Source organism: Siccibacter turicensis LMG 23730 (assembly GCF_000463155.2).
In the GTDB taxonomy this organism is placed as follows: domain Bacteria; phylum Pseudomonadota; class Gammaproteobacteria; order Enterobacterales; family Enterobacteriaceae; genus Siccibacter; species Siccibacter turicensis.
Map to the genome: position 1 here is coordinate 43105 of NZ_AWFZ01000042.1, position 23106 is coordinate 66210.

Genomic DNA, 23106 nt, shown 5'->3' on the forward strand with positions numbered 1-23106 from the left:
GCAGGGATGAAAATTTATCGTCCACTGTGGAACGAGGGGGCTTTGCTGTCCCCTCAGCAATTCCAGCAGCAGGCAGAATGGGAGTCTTTTCGCAGTGCCGGTGCAACAGCGCTGGCATCAGCGTTCCCCTGGGGTGTGGAAATGATTGAATTTAATGACAGTCTTCTTTCATCCGGTCTGATCCAGATTACACAGTTACGCCTCTGGCTGGATGATGGAACGCTTATTGATGCGCAAAGGAGCGATCTGCCTCCGGCTCCCCGTGAATTAGACGCCAGCCAACTGGCAGGTCGTGATGCGGTAATCGTCGTTATCGCACTGCCTCACATGCAGCCAGGTATTATCAACGTTGAACAGGACGACGTCAGTCCAGACCGGCCGCTCCGATATCGTGAAGAATGGGTGACGTTGCAGGATGCCTTTGGCTCCGAAGAAGAATCCATGGCAGTCGCCCGGTTTAATTTCACCATCCGGTTTGCCCATGAAAGTAATGATTCCTGGAAAGTCTGCCCGGTAGCAAGACTGGTCCGGGATGGACATAATGCGTGGCGACTGGATCCGTCTTTCATTCCCCCCGTTGCGTCATTTGCGGCAAGCCCGGTTCTTCGCGAACGTCTGGTGCTGCTCAACCGCCAGCTACGTTCCCGACGCCAGCGTCTGATGACAATGCGCCGTGAAAGCAATGAAAGACTTGCTGATTTTGCTGTTGCCGATGTTTCCCTCTTCTGGTTGCTGAATGCACTGAACTCTCACGCCAGAGTGCTGACGGAATACGAACGATTCCCTTCCCGTCCGGCTGAACAGGTGTGGGCTGAACTCGCACGTCTGGCAGGAAGCATGCTGACCTTTTCCCTGGACCATGATCTTGACGCCATACCGGGTTATGACCACGAGGAACCGGCCAATGCCTTTCCTCCGCTGTTTGACCTGATAACGGAGTTGCTGGAGGCAAGTCTGCCATCCCGGGTCATCGCTCTGGAAATGTCTCGTCCGGACGGGCAAACCTGGAAAGCCAATCTTCACGATATTCGCCTGCGTGAAGAGGCTGACCTCTGGCTCTCTGTGCGCTCAGATATTCCGGCGTGGCAGGTTGCCGAGAAATTCCCTGTACTTTGTCAGGCAGGTTCACCTGATGACGTCAATGTGATCTATGGTGCTGCACTCAAGGGGATCCCTTTGATACCAGTGAGCAGAGTCCCGGCAGCGTTGCCTGTACGCATGGAAAACCAGTACTTCGCACTTGATATGGAAAGCCCCGCTGCGCATGAAATGCAGGAGCAGGGGGTGTGTATGTTCTATGTGCCTGAGTTACTCGGCGCTCTGGAACTTGAACTGTTTGCGGTATTGCGCTCATGAGACATGATATCGATATCGACCAGTTGATGACGGAGACCTGGCTCACCGTCACCATGCTTAAGAAAGGCGCCGTCACGCTTAATGGCACTGCGCTTTACAACAAATGCGTTAAACAGGTTGAAAGTGTGCGGGAAGCGCTGGAGCGTGCTGGTTATGATGACGCCAGTGTGGAGCATATTTCCTACGCACAATGTGCCTTACTGGACGAGACGGTGATGAGCCGTAAGCCTGAAAAAAACGAGGAAGGAGAGGAGCCGAAAATTGATGAAGGTCAGGTGGCCTGGCGTAAAGCTCCGCTTCAGGCCCGTTTTTTTGGCTCACTTCGGGCAGGCGAGGCGCTATGGGATCGCATTGCCGAGGTTCTGCGTCAGCCCTCACCGAACCCGGCCGTTTTAACCTGCTATCACCGTGTGATAGCGCTGGGCTTTCAGGGGTTATACAGCCTGAAAGCGGTCAGCCAGTCGCAGCGGGATGAGGTAAAGAAAGCTCTTTCTGAGCGAGTTTCTCAACCTGATGCAGGCCTGTCTCTGGTTGTTTACCGGATGGGGAAACATCGCTGGAGCCTGATGCGCTCAGTCTGGTTCTGGATAGCTCTCGCCGTCATTCTTACCGGCGTTATCTGGTGGGGAGGGCATCTGTGGCTCCAGGCACTGTTGTCAGCACAAATACCGGAGCTGCATGGCTAATGCGTAGATCAGTCATTATTCCGGTAGTGCTACACACCTTAGCAGCCGTTGCCACGTTGCTGTGGTTGCTCTGGTATTTCATCCCGACAGGAAACGTGTTTAAAGGCCTGATCACGGTGCTGATCCTCCTTCTGGCAGGCTGGACTGTTTTTAAAAACTGTCGCCCGGAGCAGCCAGTATCCGACACCACCGTTTCAGCTGCTGACCTGCCATTACCCGACACCCAGGGGCCCGTTGTACTGGTATGCGGTGACAGACTGGAGGCGCTGTTTCAGGGGAGTTCTCTGCGTAAAACAGCCCAGGGGTGGTGGCTTCGGGCCGATGACGTCAACCGGTTAACCGATGTAGTCCGCAGCATACAGACGCAGTTCCCACGCCAGGTCGGTCAGCTTTCGGTAATGTACCGCTGCCTGCCAGATCATCATCAGGATGAGGCCGTTCTTCGTTCCGCACTGAAAACGCTCCGCCAGCAGAGTAAACAGATAAAATCCCTGACGGGTTTCACACTGCCGGTTGTGGTGAGTGCCGAATTTTCCGGGCCTGAAACACCGTGGATACTCGTTCGGGGTGAGAAGCCGATTGTCTGTCCGGTTAATGATTCACCTCAGGCTTTCATTGACTGGCAGCAGGCGGATGACAATATCGTGGCGCTGCCAGCGATCGGTCAGGCATTTTCCTTTATCCGTCATACCCTGGCTGATGAGCTGGAAAAACCTGACCGGTTAACGCCCCCCGTGCAAGCATTTTCTGTAGCAATGCGCCTCGGTACCGTCCTGCCTGAGACACAGTCTGTCTGGTCCTGCTGGCTCTATTCCCGCACCTGTTTGCAGTTTCCCCGAAAGTCAGGGCAGCCAGCTCCGGCAAGTCTGTTCCCGGATTCGGTTTTGCCGCTGCTGGCACCTTTTGCATCGACTGTGCAGGGGGGGCAGCGAACCCGTCGCCTGATCCTGCTGATGTGGCTGTGTGCCCTGAGTGCGCTGGGTATTTCTGCGCTCAATAATCGTGATCTTATCCGTCATGTCAGTGCCAACTTACAGCGCTGGAATGCAATCCCGATGAACCACTACCGTCCTAAGGCGGAATCACTCGCCGCTCTGAAACAGGATGCGCTCCTGCTTGAACGCTGGCAGCGTCAGGGAGAGCCTTTGCGTTACAGCCTGGGCTATTACCCGGGACAACGCCTGTGGCTGGCCTTGCGGCAGGCTATCGATACCTGGACACCTCCACCAGCACCTAAACCAAAACCAGTACCGAAAATTGTTCGGCTCGACAGCATGTCGCTGTTTGATTCCGGCAAATCGGCACTCAAAGACGGGTCAACCAAAATACTCGTCAACGCACTGGTGGGAATCAAAGCCAGACCAGGCTGGCTTATCGTGGTCAGCGGTCACACAGACAATACCGGCAGCGTTCAGCTAAATCAGACTCTGTCTTTGCAAAGAGCGGAGGCCGTCCGTAACTGGATGCGTGATACCGGGGACGTGCCGGAAAGTTGCTTTGCTGTGCAGGGGTACGGTGACAGCCGACCGATTGCATCAAATGACACGCCTGATGGCCGTGCGCATAACCGGCGTGTCGAGATCAGTCTGGTACCGCAGGCTGATGCCTGTCGTCTGCCAGGCGCAAAACACGCGTCACAGGATGTACGTGACGTTTCAACTCAAGAAATGGAGAAGTAAACATGGCAATCCCAGTTTATCTGTGGCTGAAAGACGATGGCGGCGCTGACATCAAAGGTTCCGTAGATGTGAAAGATCGCGAAGGCAGCATCGAAGTTGTTGCTCAGGAACACAACCTGTACATCCCGACTGATAACAACACCGGCAAGCTGACCGGCACCCGTATCCACACGCCGTTCCTGTTTACCAAAGAAATCGACTCTTCCAGCCCGTATCTGTACAAAGCGGTGACCACCGGTCAGACCCTGAAATCTGCTGAGTTCAGGTGGTACAAAATCAACGACGCAGGTCAGGAAGTTGAGTATTTCAACACCAAACTGGAAAACGTCAAACTGGTGAAAGTCGCACCGAAAATGCACGATATCAAGGATCCTTCTTTCGAGAAGCACAATCACCTTGAGCAGATCGAGCTGCGCTACGAAAAAATCACCTGGACCTACAAAGACGGCAACATCATTCATTCCGATTCCTGGAACGAACGCACCACGGCGTAAGACCCTGGCGGACAGATCCCCTCTGTCCGCCTTTTGTTTTGCTCCGCACAGCGCCTGTCAGACGGACGCTTTGCAGAGCAGTCTCACAATTTATCGGCATGAACCTTATGGGCATCGGTTGACGGCCAGGGGCGGTAGCGTGCCTGAACAAGAGGGAACGACATGGAACATCATTCAGCAGTCCTGCTACGACGACTTAACCCGTATTGCGCCAGAGCACTGGAGGGTGCGGCTTCTTTATGTCAGACCCGTGCGCATGCAGAAATCACGCCTGAGCACTGGTTGCTAAAGTTGCTGGAGCAGGGTGAGGGTGATCTGACCGTTCTCGCCCGCCGCTATGAATGGGATATGGATACCGTCTGGCAGTCCCTCCTGAGCTGGCTGGATGCACAGCCTCGTTCAGTGCGTACACGACCAGAGCTTTCTGCTTCCCTCCAGACCCTGCTGAAGCAAGCCTGGCTTGCCGCCACACTCGCCGGAGATGAGCAGATCCGCAGCATTCATTTGCTCACGGCCATGATTGAAACCTCAGGGCTGACGCGCTGTGATGGCCTCTGGCCCTTAATGACCCTGACCGCCAGCCAGCTGGAGAGGTTACGTCCCTTACTGGAAGCTCAGTCAGATGAGCGGCATGGTGTTGCGCTCAGCGAACAGGCTGGCAATGCCACCATTATTGGCCGGGCGGCGCCATTGAACCAGAAAGCACAAAACCAGGCAGAAGGCAGAAGTGCACAGCCTGCCGTTTCACAGGAAGAGTCCGTTCTCAATCGCTTTACGGTCGATGTGACCGCCCGTGCCCGGGAAGGAAAGATTGACCCGGTCTTTGGACGCGATAATGAGATACGGCAGATGGTGGACATTCTCTCCAGGCGTCGTAAGAACAACCCCATTCTGGTGGGTGAACCCGGCATCGGCAAAACGGCCCTGGTTGAAGGCCTGGCGCTACGTATTACTGAGGGCAATGTGCCCGAAAGTCTTAAGCCTGTCATCGTCAGGACTCTGGACCTGGGCTTGCTTCAGGCGGGCGCCGGTGTAAAGGGCGAGTTCGAACAGCGTCTGAAAAATATCATCGACGCCGTCCAGCAATCCCCGGTGCCGGTGTTGCTGTTTATTGATGAGGCGCACACCATTATCGGGGCGGGTAATCAGGCAGGCGGGGCAGATGCAGCAAACCTGCTGAAACCGGCGCTGGCGCGCGGCGAACTGCGCACCATTGCGGCCACCACCTGGAGTGAATACAAGCAGTATTTCGAACGTGATGCTGCCCTTGAACGCCGCTTCCAGATGGTCAAAGTTGATGAGCCTGATGATGACACGGCCTGCCTGATGCTGCGCGGTCTTAAATCCCGCTATGCCGAACATCATGGCGTGCATATTACCGGCGAGGCCGTCCGTGCAGCGGTGACGCTATCCCGCCGCTACCTGACAGGGCGCCAGTTGCCTGATAAAGCGGTGGACTTACTGGATACCGCTGCGGCCCGGGTGCGGATGAGCCTGGACACGCTACCAGAACAGCTTACCCGGTTGCAGGCCCGGTTGACTGCGCTTGCCATGGAGCAACAGGAGTTGCTGGAAGATATTTCTCTGGGTAACGCCGTTGATGCCAGCCGTCTGCCGCAGATCGAACAGCTCACTCTAGATCTCAACCAGCAGAAAGCGGCCCTTCAGTCACAGTATGAAACCGAAAAGCAGCTCACCGACTCGCTGAAAGCCTGCCGGGAAGACATCAGCCGCCAGAAAGAGATCTCCGCCTTCCAGCGGGAGCTGGCCCAGGTTCAGAATCACAGCCCATTACTGGGTCTGGATGTTGATGTCCGCACCGTTGCGACCGTTATCGCCGACTGGACAGGGGTTCCCCTCTCGTCGCTGATGAAGGATGAGCAAACCGAATTACTGACGCTGGAAGAGCAACTGGCAACCCGTGTAGTCGGCCAGAGTCCCGCCCTGAATGCTATAGCGCAACGACTGAGAGCCTCAAAAACCGGCCTGACGCCGGAGAACGGGCCACAGGGTGTGTTTTTACTGGTGGGGCCAAGCGGGGTCGGTAAAACCGAAACTGCACTGGCGCTGGCGGATGTGATATATGGCGGCGAAAAATCGCTTATTACCATCAACCTGTCTGAATACCAGGAGCCGCACACGGTCTCGCAGCTAAAGGGCTCCCCTCCGGGCTATGTGGGATATGGTCAGGGCGGCATTCTCACCGAAGCAGTCCGTAAGCGGCCGTACAGCGTGGTGCTGCTCGATGAAGTGGAGAAGGCCCACCGGGATGTGATGAACCTGTTTTATCAGGTCTTTGACCGGGGCTTTATGCGGGACGGGGAAGGGCGTGAAATTGATTTCCGCAATACTGTGATCCTGATGACGTCCAACCTGGGCAGTGACCCGCTGATGCAGTTGCTGGAGGAGCAACCAGAAGCCACGGAGAACTGCCTGCATGAGTTGCTACGTCCGATCCTGCGCGATCATTTCCAGCCAGCGCTGCTGGCTCGCTTCCAGACGGTGATATACCGCCCGCTGGCAATGGATGCCATGCGCACCATCGTCGGCATGAAGCTGGCACAGGTGAGCACGCGTCTGCAACGTCACTACGGCATCTCAACTCACATTGGCGAAAGTCTCATCGACACCCTGACGGCAGCATGTCTGCTGCCGGATACCGGAGCCCGCAACGTGGACAGTCTGCTTAACCAGCAGATCCTGCCGGTTCTGAGCCAGCAGTTGTTAAGCCATATGGCGGCAAAACAAAAGCCGTCGTCACTGCAACTGACCTGGGATGACGAACAGGGCATTGTGCTGGCCTTTGATGAACAGGCAGAAGGAGAGGCGTGATGAGCGGAACACTTATCACGAAGGCCACCGACGTGGTGCAACAGTTGTCGGGCCAGTCACGCTATCGTGTTGACGTGCATGGCTGCACTGAATTTCTGGATGTGTTGCGTTACAGCGCGGTGGAGTCCCTCAGCCAGCCATGGCGGTATGACGTGGCGGTCACCTGCTCCTCCAGGGATATCGCCTGCGACACGCTACTGCTGAAACCGGCATCATTTACCTTCCAGACCCCGATATTTGACGGGACACCGGCGCTGCCGGTCCGGACGGTTTTTGGCCTGGTGGAGTCGTTTCGCCGCGTGTCCACCTCGAATGATGAGACCCATTACGCGCTGACGATCGTTCCCCGTATCGCCCTTCTCGACTATACGAAAGGGAGTGAGATCTACCTCAATCAGTCGGTCACTGAAGTAGTTGAACAGGTATTGCGTAAACACGGTCTGGAAGGCCCTGATTTTGAGTTCCGTCTCTCCCGTGAATATCCGGCCCGGGAACTTATCACCCAGTGGCGGGAAACGGACCTTGAGTTTATCCAGCGCCTGCTGGCAGAAGTGGGCATTTACTGGCGCTATGAAATGGACAGCCGTCTTGAACAGGATGTGGTGATTTTCCAGGACAGCCAGCAGCAGTATGAATTCGGTGTCACGCTGCCATTGCGCAATCAGGCCGGGATGAGTGACAGCGGGCAGGAGAGCATCTGGGATATTCAGATCGCCTGCAATGTCGTGAGCGGGAGTGTGGCCACCCGGGACTACAACTACCGTGAAGCACTGAAGCCGCAGGATAGTTGCGAAAGCATTTTCAGTAAGGAAGGGATCACCACCGGGGAAACGTACCATTATGCGGAGCCCTTCCTGACAGAAGGTGATACTGACAGCCCAGAGACCGGGGCGTACTTTGCCCGTCTGCGTCACGAACGCATTCTGAACGCGCAGTATCACGTCAGCGGGCATTCCTCCAGCCCCCATCTGGCTCCGGGCCAGGTGCTGGAAACGGACGGAACGCTTCCCGATGCCGTGAAAGAAGGCATCGTCATCACTAAGGTGCGCACCAGCGGCTCACGCAAAAGTCGCTTTACGCTGACGTTTGAGGGTATCCCCTACAGCGAATCGGTCTGCTACCGTCCGGCGCTACTCAACCGCCCGGTGATATCCGGATCGCTCCCTGCCCGGGTGGAAAGCACTCAGAAAGGCGACACCTATTCCTGGCTCGACCCGGACGGGCGCTACCGGGTGAAACTGGACTTTGACCGCAACAGTGCTGAACAGGGCTATGCCTATTTGTGGCTGCGGCTGGCGAAACCCTACGCCGGGGATACCTACGGCTTCCACTCCCCGCTTATCGACGGAACTGAAGTGGCCGTCGTATTTGACGGCGGAGACCCGGATCGGCCCTACATCGCTTATGCCCTGCATGATTCTGAACACCCGGACCACGTCACCAGTGACAATCATACGCGGAACGTGTGGCGCACCCCGGCGAACAATAAGCTGCGGATGGAGGATAAGCGCCAGGAAGAGCATATCAAGCTCGCGACAGAATACGGCAAAACGCAGCTGAACATGGGGCACCTGGTTAATGGCCAGCGTGAAAAGCGCGGCGCCGGCTTTGAGCTGCGTACGGATGAGCACGGCGCAGTACGTGCGGCAAAAGGGCTGTTCCTGACAGCGGATGCCCAGGCCAAAGCCCAGGGGTCGGTGCTGGAAATGGCCCCAGCCATCAACCAGATTAACCAGGCCAACAGCCAGATGCAGGCGCTGAACAGCGCCGCCGAAGCCGCCGGAGCGCTGGTCTGCGACATCAATACCCAGATTAGTCTCGTGACCGACAAAATCAAAGACCTCCAGTCTTCGGTCCTGCTGGGTAGTGCTCCGCAGGGGGTGGCATTTACCTCAGGTGAACATCTTCAGCTCAGCAGCACCCGCAATACCATGATCAATGCCGGTCAGCATCTTGATATCGGTGCGATGAAGAATCTGTCCATGACGGTAGAAAAAGCCCTGGGCCTGTTTGTGCATAAAGACGGGGCTAAGCTGGTTGCCAACCAGGGAGACATCGATATCCAGGCTCAGCACAACACGATGGCCCTGTTTTCTGAAAAGCAGCTGACGGTGACCAGCAGTGAAGACGAAATAATTATCAGCACCCCGAAAACCCTGACGCTGAACGGTGGTGGGTCTTACCTGAGGCTAAGTAAGAACGGGATTGAGCATGGTTCATCAGGTGAGTTCATTATGAAAACGTCTGACTATCTGGTACCCGGCTCGGGCGCAAATCTTCCCAACGAAACACCCAATTTCAGCCTGACGGATATCACTCAGGAAAGCAAAATCAGCAGCAAGTCATTTAATGATTGAGCAGAAAATCATTTAGTTGTCGATTTCTTAAGCACTCTGAAGTGAAGCCGTTCATAACAAGGAAAGACGAATACCATGAAAACCAGTTTAAAATTAACGTCGATATTCTGTGCCTTACTTTTATCCATTTTTTCATGTTTTAGTTTCGGAAATGGGTCCGGGGCGACGAAAATTGAAAGTTCTCCAGAATCTGTTGTTCAGCATTTTTATGCTGACTACCTGGCAGCCTGGAATGACCCGGACGTTGGGCATGGTCTCGAAAAAAGCCAGAGCGCTATAGACAGCTTTACAACAAAACATCTTCAGAAACTCAAAAGTGAGGATGACTCAGGAGCTGACTTCTTCACAAATGTTCAGGATATTTGCCCTGAGTGGGTGAATGAAATTTCTACGAATGTTTCATCTCTGGATAAAGACAAAGCCGTTATAGAACTGATGCTGGGTCACAGCGAAAGTGAGTCAAAATATAAAATCAACCTTGTCCGGGCCAAGGGTAAATGGCTCATAGACTCAGTCTTATTTGTATCCAACGCGACTGGCCATTGTAACGATAATTAACGGTGACCACATGTTCAACAAAGCAAGTGCCATTACTACGCTGAATTCGAATGCAGCGGTCATCGCCAGAAATAATGAAAATCGCTTCAAGCGTGGTCTGGATGACCACCTGAAATATGGACAGTCGCAGTGCGCTCATTATGTCAAAATTGCATTAATTCAGGGCGGCGCGTCCTCCAGCCATTCAGGAATTAACTCGGCTAAAGATTACGGTCCGTGGCTTGAGGAAAATAATTTCAAGGTCGTGGACAGCGCAACAACCGTCCATGCAGGAAATGTATTTTCCATCTCAGGGCAGCAGGCTGGGGATGTTGTTGTTATTCAGGCCGCACCAGGCCATGTACATGGTCACATGGCTATGTTTAATGGGACAAAATGGGTCTCCGACTTTGTCCAGGACAAAGGCTTTTACCCGGCACAAGCCTATCGAACCAACAACATTGCTTATAAGCTTTACCGTTACTCTCACAACAGTAGCCCGGCTCCGGAGGCATCGGCTTCCCAAAAAGGAAAAATCAAAATAGTCTGGCCGATCCCTTCTGACAACCGAGGAAATGAATTTGGTAGTCAGGAGGATATCCTTTCACATCTGGGTGGGGAGTCAACCGGACAGTACGCGATAGGCCGTAGCGGGATGTGGCACGGCGGTATTCATATTACCCATACCACAACGCCGTGGTGTGCTCTCAGTGGCAAAGCACTTCTGGAGGCATTCGATTTCCCGGTTCCCTTTAAAGGTGAGCAGGCGATTCGATGCATGGCTGATGGGGAAGTCGTTGCTTATCGTGTCTGCAGGGATTATCTGACGCTAGGCTGGGAATCTGGTCCGCTGAGTTTTTCGGGGTCATTTGTCCTGGTAAAACACTATATTCAACCCAGTGAGAAAGAGTCCAGCGGACTGCATTTCTACACCCTGTATATGCATCTTGCGCCGTATTCTGCCTATGAAAGTGCCAAAAAAACCCACTGGATAACTCAGGATACGCTCTCTGGATATTCAGAAGCCGACTGGTTGATTATGGATTTGAGCCGCAGCGACCAGAGGCCAGCGAGTGCAGGCAATGTCAACAAAGGGACCCCTGTTACCTGGGATGCCTCAGATACTTCTCTCACCGCCACCCAGGGTGGACGTACTTATGGACTGGCAACGCTGAATGCTGACAGCGGAAAGCTGAAATCGGGCCAAAGAGTCTGGATGCTGGTCGACAATAACAACATTAAACCGGCGCCGGGAAGTGGCCCTGGTTGGTGGGATCATTTGGTTCCACCAGCAAAAGAAGTCATGGTATTCGATAAAACAGTCAGTCTCAGTTCACCTCTCCCTGTCAAGGCCGGTGACTCAATTGGGCACATGGGCTATTACCAGGCACCAAAGGATGGGGGTTATGAGGCACGATACCAGGTACATATCGAATGCACGAGCATGGATGATAATCTGGAGAAATTCCTGACCAACCCAGAAAAAGTGGGGGAGCAAAACCCACTCTGGCTGAAGTACTCTCCGGGCCTTGCGGTGTACAAAAAAGATGTTGCAACAGGAACATTCACAAAGGATACAAGGGTAACAACCAGAGCGGGGACCCTTCCACTGAGTCAGGTGCAAACGGAAGTCGATAAGTCGACCAAACAGGAATACTGGCAGCTGCGGCCAGAAAATGCCTATGTCCCCAAAGGCCAGGAAGAACCTGAACTTCTGTCACAGTATGACCTGGCAAAGCTGGGATTCAGGACTGAAACCGCAGAGCCGGCAAGCTTTGATTACCTGGATGGAAAAAACCAGCCTGTTGGATTCTTCCGCAGTCTTATCAACTCGCTCTACGAGGCTGCGACAGGTGATACGCGAACCAGCCATGCGCTGGTTAAACATAATTATCAGCGCCTGCTGGATAAAATCGACAGTGGAAGTGATCGTTATTCTCCAATGGAATACTGGCGAGCGCTCCACAATCCCGACTATCGTGACGTCATTCAGAAAACAATCGTCAAACATCCCAGCGACTGGTACTTCAAAAAAGGCGATGCTATCTGGCAACCATTCCTTAATGCACTGAAGAAAGATGCTCCTGAATGGAAGAACTACAGTGAAGATTTTCTTGATAAAATGGCATGGATGCAGGATGTCACCACGGAGAAATTAGGGCCTTCATTATGGCATATGCATCCAGTAATGTTCCTTGGCGCTCTAAAACTACGACATGATATAGACTGGAGCAAACTGACCAAACAACAGTTTACTGATGCAGTTTACGAAGCCGCTCTAAAAGAACAAGAAAAATCAGGAATTCCAGCGGCAATAACAACTGCTCAGGCCATTGATGAATCGGGGTATGGGCGTAAGGTTCCAGTTGATTTAAACAATAAGACATATAGTTTCAATCTCTTTGGAATAAAAGCTAAAAGTGGTCAGAAATTTGTTGAAATATGGACCACTGAACATATCAATGGGAGTAACATTAAAATTAAGGATAAATTTGCGGCATATGACTCTTTTGATGAAAGCATAGCCGACAGAACAAGATTTTTAACTGAGAACAAGAGATACGCCTCACTATTTGAGAGCGATGATCCTGAAAAATGGGCTCATGGCCTTCAGAATAAAGGATATGCCACAGACCCTAATTATGCTTCAAAGTTGATTTCTATAATGAAAGGTAGTTACATGAAAAGCAGAGGATTGAAATGATTAAAATAATGCTATCCATCTTATTATATGGTTTTTGTTGCTATTCCTATGCTAACGATTTTTGTTCCGATCTGTCCAGAACAGCCGAGAAGGAGCAAGCATATGTAGATCATTCTATGAATTTATTTAAGGTTGTATCGAAAACCAGACTTTACTTCAATAGCGCACCAAGTAAACGATGCAAGATTAGCAATTTATTTTTAGTTAATGGTGATGTTGTTTCAGGATACACCACACTTAATGGATATTTGTTTGCTTCATACTTCAAGAAAAATGGCGATTCAGTTGATGGGTGGCTTAAATTATCAGATTTAAAAAATACTGGATATACAAGTGGTCCTTCAAGTGACGAACAAACGGCTTTTAATATTATTCCAGATGTCATTAAGAAGAACGCACTGGCTACAGCACCTGAAGAATGTATCAACATCAGTGGAGATGACACTGACAATAAATACTACAAATTCGCTATAACTAAAAAAGCACTTGAAGAATGTAAAGACGTGCAGCTTACTCCTTTTAGCATCTTGGTTAAAAAAGGGACTCAAGAAATTTACACAAACCAAGGGGATGAAATCGATAAATTTCACCCAATTGAATAACTTGCTGATTTTAATGAAGAAAAAATAATATGCCTGCATGAGCCTTAGATATAATGGAATTTACGATAGATCATTTAGGCAAACGGGCAACCTGGAGCTTACAAAATAAGATCGCATGGGGTGCTAAAGTTTCAAAAGAATTTAAGCTTAAGGTTATTGAAGTTTGTGAACGACTGGAAATAAATCCAGATTATTTGATGTCATGTATGGCATTTGAAACAGGAGAAACCTTTTCCCCAAGCGTTAAAAATCCAAATGGAAGTGCTACTGGCCTGATACAATTTATGTCGAATACTGCGCGGTCTTTAGGCACGACAACTAATGAATTGGCTGGCATGACCTCGGTTGAACAAATGGATTATGTGGAAAAATATTTTAAACCGTACACTGGAAAGATTAAAACAATTGAAGATGTTTGTATGGTTATATTCTGTCCCAGGGCTGTAGGGAAACCAGATAGTTACATTCTGTATGATGAAGGGAGAAGCTATAATGATAATAAATGCTTAGACCTGAATAAAGATAATGCAATAACAAAATATGAAGCAGGTTTTAAAGTAAGAGAGAAATTAAAATTAGGAATGAAAGAAGGATGTAGAGGTTAACATGAGAAAAAAACTGTTTTTGATAGTTACACTTTTGCCTATGTATGGCATGGCCAACAGTTTCGACTTGCCCACAGTTCACTCAATAAAAAATGGAACCCAATGTGAAATATCTTTTAATGATAAAGTTGTTTCGAGGCATGAGTGTGTGTATGAATCTCCTTCCTATTTGACATCTTACTCTCTCCTTGCTGACTCTTGGACTGGAGTTTGGATATTCCAGGATTCCCCAATGGGAAATGCTTGTGAGGCTGGAGCAATAAGAATTATCTCCATGGATTCTGAAAATAAAATTCAGGTGCATAAGCCAATAGATTACTGCATGGGGGCTGTTGTGGTTAACAATGACGGTGATAAAGTCAAAATTAATATTCAAGATGGTAATGATTCTAAAAATTCTGAGGTGTGGATATTTAAAGACAACAAACTCGCGAAGCTAAAATAGCCACACTTCTTATAACTACTGGTCGACTTGATATGTTTTTTCACAATTGTATGATTAATTATCTTTATCAGTTGATGGAGCGTGAGTTTATAACATAAACACTTCAGTATTCAATGGGTTAAACGACTTTTGCAATAAATTAAAAACTAATAAAATATCCTTATATTTTTATACTGACGCTATCATTTGAATATTCATGAAAGGTTAAACGTAATGCTCCAGATTATCCGCAAAGGCGATAAAACCACTCATGGCGGCTCGGTGCTGACCGCTTCTGAAACGATGAAATTCGGCGGTATTGGCGTTGCCCGTAAAGGCGACAAAGTGTCATGCCCGATTCTGGGACATGGCCCTACAACCATCGTAGAAGGAAACCCTGATTACCTTGATCATGGTATCCCGGTAGCCTTTCACGGTCACAAATGTGCCTGTGGTTGCACATTGATCAGTTCATTTGCCGCAGCAAAGGTTGCCTGATTATGCCCGTCTGGCTGGATGCCATCCCTGAAAAGGCTCCTAAGGTAGCGCGTCCCGGCACCGGCCGTTGGCTGCTCTTCCTCGCGTTTGTCATGCTGGGGGGCATAGCGCTCACGCTATGGGGCTGGACGTCAGAGCGAACCGGCTTTGTCTTCTGGTTCACCGCTCTGGGTCTCCCGTTTTGCACCTGGGGGCTTATTTTCGGCTTACGCCGGTTTGCCTACAAAGCCGAACAGGTGGGGGCCGAGTCCCGTAATGTCGAGCGAGAAGCGCTTATTGACAGTGAAATTCTACGCGGTCAGCGCTGCGCCTGGATCCTCGGTACTTACATTCAGGCCCCGGCCGGAAACAAAACCGATGACCTGCTTGAGGCAATGAAAGTCGCAGCCCCCGCTATCGACTTCTCCCACCCGAGAGGATGTGACAAACCGGTCAGATACGCGGCATTAACAGAATACCAGTCTGATTTAACAAAGGCCCTGACGGCTGCGGTGACAAAACTAACCACGCGTGTTGAAGGGATCGTTCAGCCGCTTCCGCCGGAGCTGCCGTGCTGGCTGGTGCTGGATTGTGATAACGACCTGTACCCCTTGATTGAAGAGCAGCTTAAGGCCGATCTATCACTAAAGACCGGCAGGATTTTTCGCCTGATGTCCGGAAAAGGGCTGGGGGCGTTTGATGCCTGGCTGGACAAGCGATGGGACAACCCGGGCATTCTGGTTGCCATCACGCTGTCGTTACCGGCGTCTCCCCGGGAAGATGACGCAGATGCCGTCTCGATGGTGGTATTGAGCAACCGTAAAGCCCACGCCTGGCCGGATGCACTCCGCCTTAGTCGCCCCGAAAGGGGAGCAGAAACAACGCTCACAAAGACACTCACCCGGGCGTTGCTCTGGGCGAAGACCAGCCCCGATGAACTCAAAGGAAGCTGGATCTCCGGTCCTACATTGACCTCTGGAAGCGGCTGGAATAATGCCTGCGAGCAGAGCGGGGTGGCATTTAGCCTTTCAGAGGACAACTTCAGTATCGATCCAGTGCTGGGATACACAGGCCATGCGGCTCCATGGCTGGCTATCACGCTTGCCAATGCTGACGCTGGACACCGAGGCCCACAGGTTATCGCCGCACAACCCGCCGCTGACAAGGACGACATCTGGGTCGCCGTCATCACCAAAGAAGAAGTTCGCAAGGAATCGCCTAAGAATGTCTAAGGTAAAAGTAAAAACTCTCATCGGCTCGGTTGTGACTGTCGCTTTTTTCCTGACAGTCATCGTGGCATTTCTGTTTTATGCCTTTCCGGAAAGCGTGGCCTCAGCCACCGGCTTCGGTCCGTATGACGGCCAGCGCATACTCACATTCTGCGCCATACTGGTTGCCGCGATATTTTTACTCGGCTGGCTGATAGAGAAGGCTTTCGACCACGCGGGTAAATCCGGGTTGTACTTCCACTGGGGGCAGAAAAAGTCTGAGAGTGCCGTTCCGGTGACGAACACCATCGCCAGTGAAGAAGACGACGAAGAACCGGTTTTCAGTGAAGAGGCCGTGTCTGAGCACCTGCGCTTTCGCTATGGACGCCGCTGGAAGCGTAAAGTGCGTCTCCTTTTGGTTATGGGCAACCAGGACGACGTTCACAAAGCTGCTCCGGGCCTGTGTCATGACCTCTGGCAGGAAGGCGACGGCAACGTACTGATTTATGGCGGTGACGCACAATCACTCCCGGATGAGATCTTCCTGTCAAAACTGAAACGCTTGCGGCCCGATCACCCGCTTGATGGCATCATTCAGGTGATGAATACTTCAACCCTCCCGACGGATAGCGAACGGGATGCCTTCTTGCGTTGCCGCCAGAAAGCAGACCATCTGCTTGGCTGGCAGGCCCCTGTCTGGCTGTGGTTGACAGACAAAGCGACAGGCGCTCAGCCGGACGCGGAAACGACGCCAGCAGGGGTTATTTTTGGCCCGGAAGGCACCGTAAAAGGGGCGCGTGGAGCGTTATCTACACTGGCGCAACGCCTGCAAAAAGCCGGTATGGCACAGGTACTGAATAATCCGGTACATGACGGCCTGCTTCAGCTCTCGTCCTGTCTGCAACACGAACTGAAAGCCAGTCTGAACGTATTACTCAGTGGGCTGATGCAGGGTTCGGCGGCCTGGCGTTTACGCGGGGTCATGTTCAGTCCAGAACTGGCTGTTGCCGGAACGGTGCCGAACACACGTCTCGACACCCCGACATGGAAGGCGGTCATTGATGACTGTGATTCCGTCAGCGGAAGAAAACTGGGCTTCAACGGGCTGAAGGTGCTGCGCTTAATCCTGCTTTCCCTGATTGTCTTATGGGGGGCAGGTACGCTGCTGTCGCTCGTCGTTAACCGGGCTCAGATTTATCAGGCACAGGAGACGGCAAGGCAGGCAGCGGATACTGCAAAACCACTCGCCGAACGCCTGCACAACCAGCTCATACTCCAGCAATCCATTGCCCGTTTGCAACATCGCGAGGCGACCGGCGCTCCATGGTACACCCGATTTGGTCTTAATCAGGACGGCGACACGCTGGCCGCACTCTGGCCGCTGTATGCGAAAAATAACGCACGATTGATGAGGGATGGCACAGCAGAAAGTCTCAGACAGCAACTGAATGCCTTTGTACAACTGCCTCCTGCCAGTGATGCCCGTACACAAGGCACACAGCATACCTACGATGTGCTCAAAAGTTATCTGATGCTGGCCCGTCCGGACAAAGCGGACGCAGGCTGGCTGGCAAAAAACGTGCTGGCAGCCTGGCCGAAACGCCAGAATGTGCTGGATGGCACATGGCAGGACCTGGCACCCAAACTGCTGGGCTTTTATGCGCAGAACCTCCCGGCTCATCCGGAATGGAAAATTAAGCCCGACGCTGAATTAATCGGCACGGTCCGTCAGATCCTGCTCAAGCAGATAGGCCAGCGTAACGCTGAGGCCGGGCTCTACCAGGACATGCTTAAGCGCGTTGCCAGCAACTGGCCTGATTTAACGCTTGCCGACATGACCGGCGACACCGATGCCTCAACGGTATTCAACACTGACGAAGTCGTCCCGGGAATGTTTACGCGCCAGGCCTGGGAAGAGCAGGTACAGGATGCGATTAACGAGGTCGTCAAAACCCGCCGTGATGAAATCGACTGGGTACTGACGGATAAAGCCCAACAGACGGGGAGTGATATCTCCCCGGAAGCGCTGAAGGCCCGTCTGACAGAACGCTATTTTACCGATTTCGGTAATGCCTGGCTGAACATGGTCAACAGCATTCAGTGGCAGGAAGCCACGTCACTTTCAGAAGCGATTGCCCAGCTCAATCTGATCGGCGATGTCCGCCAGTCACCGCTGGTGGCACTGATGAACACGCTGGCCTGGCAGGGTAAAACAGGGCAGAAGGGCGAGGCACTGGCTGATTCGATAGTGGACTCAGCGAAAAAGCTGATCGGTCAGAAAAAAAATGCCAGACAGTTTATTGAACAGGCACAGGGCCCTAAAGGCCCGCTCGATGGGGTATTTGGGCCGCTGATGGGTCTGATGGAAGGTAAAGAGGGCACCGGTAGCAACGGCAATCTCAGTTTCCAGTCCTGGCTGGCCCGTGTTACCCAGGTGCGACTGAAGCTTCAGCAGGTCACCAGTGCCCCGGATCCGCAGGCTATGTCGCAGATGCTGGCCCAGACCGTGTTTCAGGGGAAAGCCGTCGACCTGACGGACACCCGCGATTACGGCAGTCTGGTTGCAGCAAGCCTTGGGCAGGAGTGGAATGGATTTGGCCAGTCGTTGTTTGTACAACCGCTGGATCTGGCCTGGCGGCAGGTACTTGCCCCTGCTGCGGGTAGCCTCAATGCCCGCTGGCAGACAACCATTGTCGATCAGTGGAATAAGGCCTTTGCGGGACGGTATCCGTTTAAAGCCACAGGCAGCGATGCCTCCCTGCCATTACTGGCTCAGTTCCTGCGTAGCGACTCGGGTCGAATCACGACCTTCCTGAAAACTAACCTTGGCGGGATCCTTCACCAGGAGGGAAATCGCTGGGTCGTTGATCCTTCCGCAAGCCAGGGAATGGTAGTCAGCCCGGACTTCCTTCGCGCGCTTAACCAGCTGGCAGAACTGTCAGATATCGTGTTCTCACAGAGCGATGCGGGTGTTCACTTCGAACTGATGGCGCGTCCTTCGCGGGATGTTGCCAGAGTGCAGCTTAACCTTGATGAACAACATCTGGACTACTTCAATCAGATGGAAAGCTGGCAGAGCTTCACCTGGCCGGGGAATACGTACTATCCAGGCGTGTCGCTCAGCTGGCGGAGTGTGAACAGCGGTATGCAGCTCTATGCTAACAACCAGGGCAACTGGGGTTTCATCCGCCTGCTGGACAAGGCCCTGATCACTCCACTCGATGCCAGCCGTACACAGCTGGTGTGGATCACCGCCGATGGCAATCCTCTGAAGTTCGTCATGCGCAGCGAGCTGGGCGACGGTCCGCTTGCCTTACTGAAACTTCAGAACTTCACACTGCCGGGAACGATCTTTAATGTTTCCTCTGGCGTAGAAGATCTTCAGTAACCATGGGCGGGAAAATTCACCCGGCATTGGCTTTCGAAAGGCTGGTGGAAGCCAGGTCGCCAGGTATTTTCAGCAAAGTGGATAAGTGGCGGGAGACTGAATCACCGGCCCCCTGGCAGTTTATGACTTTTCGGCAGTGTCGGGCCTGGATCAGTGACTGGCATCGCAGGAACCACACCCCATCGGCGCCTGCGCCCCCATGTCAGAAAAGCCCACTGGCAAAGCTACTGGAAGGGCAAACCCACTCAGGGTGAAGAGAAAAGTATGTTGCTGAAATGGAAGCCACCGCAAATCGTCAATGGCAAGGACGACGATTCTCTGGAAGCGGTCGTGAGATTTATGAAAGAGACTAACAAACGGGAAAAAGAATGAGTTCACCGGAAGATCTGTTAACCGCCTGTGCCACCAGCGAACAAGAAAGGCAGCGTCTCATCTCCCGGGCAAATGACGCCCTGTCACTCTGGGATAACTGGCTGCATCCTTTCACCTCCGGCCCTGAAACCGGCGACGATCCCGCATACGATGATAATTTTCAGCTGATGCGTGAAGAGATTAATAAGCTTTCGGGTACCGATTCAGCACGGTTGTGCGAACTGGCCCAGAAGTGTCTTTGCGAAAGCGCCAAAGATATTCGTGTTGTCACCTGGTACGTTCAGGCCCGCCTCAGCCGCGACGGCGAAAAAGGCTTGTCTGAGGGCTTACTGCTTCTTGTCGCGATGTTGACCCGCTTCGGGCAGGCCTGTCATCCACAGCGCCCGGTTGCCCGTAAAGCGGCCCTGGAATGGCTGAACAGTACAAAAATTATCGACACACTCTCTTTATGGCCGGAAGTCGACAGTAATGATGCCAGTCTGACGGTCGGCGCCATAAACCTGCTTGAGTCTGCCGTTGCCAACTGGCCGGAAGCTGAAAAGCCTTCTTTTGCTGGCCTGTGTACTGCACTGGAAAACCGCCTGGCTCGCTCAGGCGGTATGGAGGCACTGGTCCCCCAGAACAGCAGTACCCAGGAGCATGGACGTGAACCGGCCCACTCAGACTCACCGCAGCTGTCAGCGGTGAAATCTGGCCGCGATTTGCTCGACCAGGCAAAGCTACTTTCCCGCTGGCTGAGTGAACAGCCGCAGGGCTGGCTGGCTTCTCACCGGCTGATTAAGACCGTGCGGTGGGATACGGTCGATCAAATCCCCCCACTCGACAGTAGCGGACGTACCCGCCTGGTACCGCCGAAGGCTGAATACCGGGCTCAACTCAAGCGGCTCTACCTTCAGAAAAACTGGACTGAACTGGTTGAGCAGGCCAGCCAGATGTTTTGTGAGGGAGTGAATCATTTCTGGCTCGATCTCCAGTGGTATCTCTGGCAGGGGCTCAGTCATGCCGGTCACCCGTGGGATGCCTGGACAGACTCCGTTCTTCTCGATCTGCGGCTGCTCCTTCAGCGCCTTCCGGGCCTTGAAGGGCTGGCATGGAATGACGGAACTCCCTTCGCTGATGAAGTCACCACCGCCTGGATCGCTGAAAAAGTGAATGAGGAAGGCCTGCTGTACGATGATGAACCGGCCACCGTTGTTAATAGCCAGTCTGACGATGTGCTGCTTCTTGAATCCGAAGCTATGGAAAAAGGTGACGCGGAAGGACCCGAGGCGGCGCTTGGCTGGCTCCAGTCCCGACCGGGGATGGACACACCACGCCATCGCTGGCTGATACGCCTGCTGATGGCCCGGGTGGCAGAACAGTATGGACGAAACGATATGGCGCTTCATCTGCTTGGCGAACTGACCACCACCGCACCACAGTTGACGCTGGAAGACTGGGAACCCGCTCTGTTGTTTGAAGTCCAGGCTCGCCGTCTGAAACTGCTGCGCCTGAAAGCCGGTCGCAGCGAATCCGACAAAGCCCGTCTGATGCCTGAGATGGATACGTTATTGGCGGGTCTGATCGCCATCGATCCGGCCCGTGCCATGGTGCTCTGTGGCTAATGTTCGCTTTAATAATTTTCAGGAATGCCGTGCATGGATGATTTGACCCTTCGCTATTACGAAGCAGAGATGCGCTACCTGCGTGAGGCGGGTAAAGAGTTTGCCCGTGCCCATCCGGACCGGGCAGCAATGCTTAATCTGGATAAAACCGGTGCTCGCGATCCCTATGTGGAACGCCTGTTTGAAGGTTTTGCCTTTCTGATGGGCCGTCTGCGTGAAAAGCTGGATGATGACCTGCCCGAACTGACTGAAGGGCTGGTGAGTCTGCTGTGGCCGCACTATATGCGGACCATCCCGTCGCTGGCCATTGTCGAATTCTCACCTGACTGGCGTAGCCTACGTCAGGCTGAACTCCTGGCTGAAGGTTTCTCCGTGCTTTCACGTCCTGTCGGGCCGCATAAAACCGCCTGCCAGTACCGCACGACTCGCGATGTTCCTCTGCAACCACTACATCTTGCGGACGCCCGCCTCCATACGGAAACCGATGGCCGCTCTGCTATCCGTCTGCGCTTCGAATGTCCTGAAAAAGTGGACTGGAGTAAAGCAGGGATAGACAAAGTCGCCATATTCCTTAACGCAGAGAGTCCGGTTAGTTCTGCGCTGCATCTGGCAATGACCCGGCGTGTACATGCCATGTATTCGCGTCATGCCGGCACGCATACTGAACGTCATCAGTTTGATGGCTGGTGCAAACCCATGGGCTTTGACGACAATGACGGCCTGTGGAAGAAAGCCGATACTGCCTTCAGTGGTTACCAGCTGCTGCTGGAATATTTCAGCTTCCGTCCGAAATTTATGTTTGTCGAGCTGCGCGGTCTCGACACCATCGGACTCACTGAGGCCAGCACCTGGTTTGAAATCGATATCGTGCTCAGTGAAGCCTGGTCATCCGACCTGCCTTTTGAGACGGAAAACTTCCGGCTGCACTGTGCGCCGGTTATCAACCTCTTTACCCTGGAAGCCGACCCGCTGACGCTTAACCCGCTGGATAATGAATACCTGCTCAGACCGTTGCGCCTTCAGGATGGTCATACTGAGATTTACAGCGTCGATAACATCCATGGCGCAGTGAAGAATGGCAAACACCCCTGGGTACCATTTACCAGTTTCCGGCACCGGGGCGGTATGATGCGCCATGATGCCCCTGAACGTTATTACCACACCCGCGTGAAACGCGGCCCCTCTGGCCTGTATGACACCTGGTTAATTCTCGGGGGGCGATCGTTCGAGCTGGAGCAGCTGTCCGATAAACCGGAATCCCTCTCGATGCGAATAACCGGTACCAACGGCCAGCTTCCGCGTAAGGCACTGGAAAGTACCCTCCTGGACAGGGTGGTCAAAACCGGCAAAGTGCCCGTCAGGGTCCTCAACGTCACAGCCCCGACGATGCCGTTGTATCCTCCGGCAAACGACCGTTTCCACTGGCGGGTGATGAGTCACCTCGGCTCAAACTTCCTCAGCATGATGGACAATCCGGAGGTCCTGCGAGGAACGCTGGCGCTGTACGACTGGACCGACGATGAGATGAACCGACGTCGGCTCGAAGCTATCGTCGCGGTGAAGCACACCCTGATCCAACGTTTTGAGAAGGGCTTTATGCTCCGCGGCGTGGATATTGAGATCATGCTGAACATGGACAATTTTGCAGGCGAGGGGGATGTGAATCTCTTCGGGGAGATGCTGCACCGGTTCTTCGCGCTCTATGCCGATATTCACCTCTTTAACCAGCTCACGCTGGTGCTGCAACCGACAGGGAAACGACTGAGATGGCGCGAGAATCA

Annotated in this window: 17 protein-coding genes; all 17 read left to right on the forward strand. The window is 52.9% G+C overall.

The genetic code is table 11. The features are described 5' to 3' along the window. The first annotated feature begins 6 nt into the window (after positions 1–6). Positions 7–1356 (forward strand): type VI secretion system baseplate subunit TssK, encoded by a 1350-nt coding sequence (gene tssK / locus DW58_RS12215; RefSeq protein WP_024548942.1) that lies wholly within the window; start codon positions 7–9, stop codon positions 1354–1356. Beyond that, entirely contained in the window at positions 1353–2042 is a 690-nt protein-coding gene (gene tssL / locus DW58_RS12220; RefSeq protein WP_024548941.1) for a type VI secretion system protein TssL, short form, read from the forward strand. The genes tssK and tssL overlap by 4 nt, the downstream gene beginning before the upstream one ends. Then, positions 2042–3721 (forward strand): OmpA family protein, encoded by a 1680-nt coding sequence (locus DW58_RS12225; RefSeq protein ID WP_024548940.1) that lies wholly within the window; start codon positions 2042–2044, stop codon positions 3719–3721. Before tssL ends, DW58_RS12225 begins: the two co-directional genes overlap by 1 nt. A 2-nt stretch (positions 3722–3723) precedes the next feature. Then, positions 3724–4215: an Hcp family type VI secretion system effector gene (locus DW58_RS12230; protein ID WP_024548939.1), complete on the forward strand. Its 492-nt coding sequence runs from the start codon at positions 3724–3726 to the stop codon at positions 4213–4215. Between the two features lie 162 nt (positions 4216–4377). Beyond that, positions 4378–7047, forward strand: coding sequence for a type VI secretion system ATPase TssH (tssH, locus tag DW58_RS12235; RefSeq protein WP_024548938.1), 2670 nt, complete (start codon positions 4378–4380; stop codon positions 7045–7047). Further along, a complete protein-coding gene (locus DW58_RS12240) occupies positions 7047–9404 on the forward strand; it encodes a type VI secretion system Vgr family protein (RefSeq protein WP_024548937.1) in 2358 nt (785 codons plus the stop codon). Before tssH ends, DW58_RS12240 begins: the two co-directional genes overlap by 1 nt. Positions 9405–9479: 75 nt before the next feature. Then, complete coding sequence (locus DW58_RS12245) at positions 9480–9962, forward strand: DUF3828 domain-containing protein (RefSeq protein WP_024548936.1); 483 nt, start codon at positions 9480–9482, stop codon at positions 9960–9962. Between the two features lie 10 nt (positions 9963–9972). Next, positions 9973–12645 (forward strand): glycoside hydrolase family 73 protein, encoded by a 2673-nt coding sequence (locus DW58_RS21140; protein ID WP_155889607.1) that lies wholly within the window; start codon positions 9973–9975, stop codon positions 12643–12645. Further along, positions 12642–13247 carry a hypothetical protein gene (locus DW58_RS20945; RefSeq protein ID WP_152525630.1) on the forward strand — a complete coding sequence of 202 codons (606 nt, stop codon included), beginning with the start codon at positions 12642–12644 and terminating at the stop codon, positions 13245–13247. The genes DW58_RS21140 and DW58_RS20945 overlap by 4 nt, the downstream gene beginning before the upstream one ends. A gap of 53 nt (positions 13248–13300) precedes the next feature. After that, positions 13301–13852: a lysozyme family protein gene (locus DW58_RS20950; protein WP_152525631.1), complete on the forward strand. Its 552-nt coding sequence runs from the start codon at positions 13301–13303 to the stop codon at positions 13850–13852. A 1-nt stretch (position 13853) separates the two neighbouring features. Beyond that, positions 13854–14297 carry a hypothetical protein gene (locus DW58_RS20955; RefSeq protein ID WP_152525632.1) on the forward strand — a complete coding sequence of 148 codons (444 nt, stop codon included), beginning with the start codon at positions 13854–13856 and terminating at the stop codon, positions 14295–14297. A 213-nt stretch (positions 14298–14510) separates the two neighbouring features. Next, the gene (locus DW58_RS12265) at positions 14511–14774 is read left to right on the forward strand and encodes a PAAR domain-containing protein (RefSeq protein ID WP_024548932.1); all 264 of its coding nucleotides are present in this window, start codon (positions 14511–14513) and stop codon (positions 14772–14774) included. A 2-nt stretch (positions 14775–14776) separates the two neighbouring features. After that, entirely contained in the window at positions 14777–15985 is a 1209-nt protein-coding gene (locus DW58_RS12270; protein ID WP_024548931.1) for a hypothetical protein, read from the forward strand. Then, a complete protein-coding gene (locus DW58_RS12275) occupies positions 15978–19349 on the forward strand; it encodes an ImcF-related family protein (protein ID WP_024548930.1) in 3372 nt (1123 codons plus the stop codon). Before DW58_RS12270 ends, DW58_RS12275 begins: the two co-directional genes overlap by 8 nt. 153 nt (positions 19350–19502) lie before the next feature. Further along, on the forward strand, positions 19503–19721 hold the full coding sequence (locus DW58_RS20960; protein WP_152525633.1) for a hypothetical protein: 219 nt from the start codon (positions 19503–19505) through the stop codon (positions 19719–19721). Beyond that, entirely contained in the window at positions 19718–21325 is a 1608-nt protein-coding gene (tssA, locus tag DW58_RS12280) for a type VI secretion system protein TssA (RefSeq protein WP_024548929.1), read from the forward strand. The genes DW58_RS20960 and tssA overlap by 4 nt, the downstream gene beginning before the upstream one ends. 33 nt (positions 21326–21358) lie before the next feature. Further along, a partial coding sequence (gene tssF / locus DW58_RS12285) for a type VI secretion system baseplate subunit TssF (RefSeq protein WP_152977163.1) occupies positions 21359–23106 on the forward strand: 1748 nt, incomplete at its 3' end.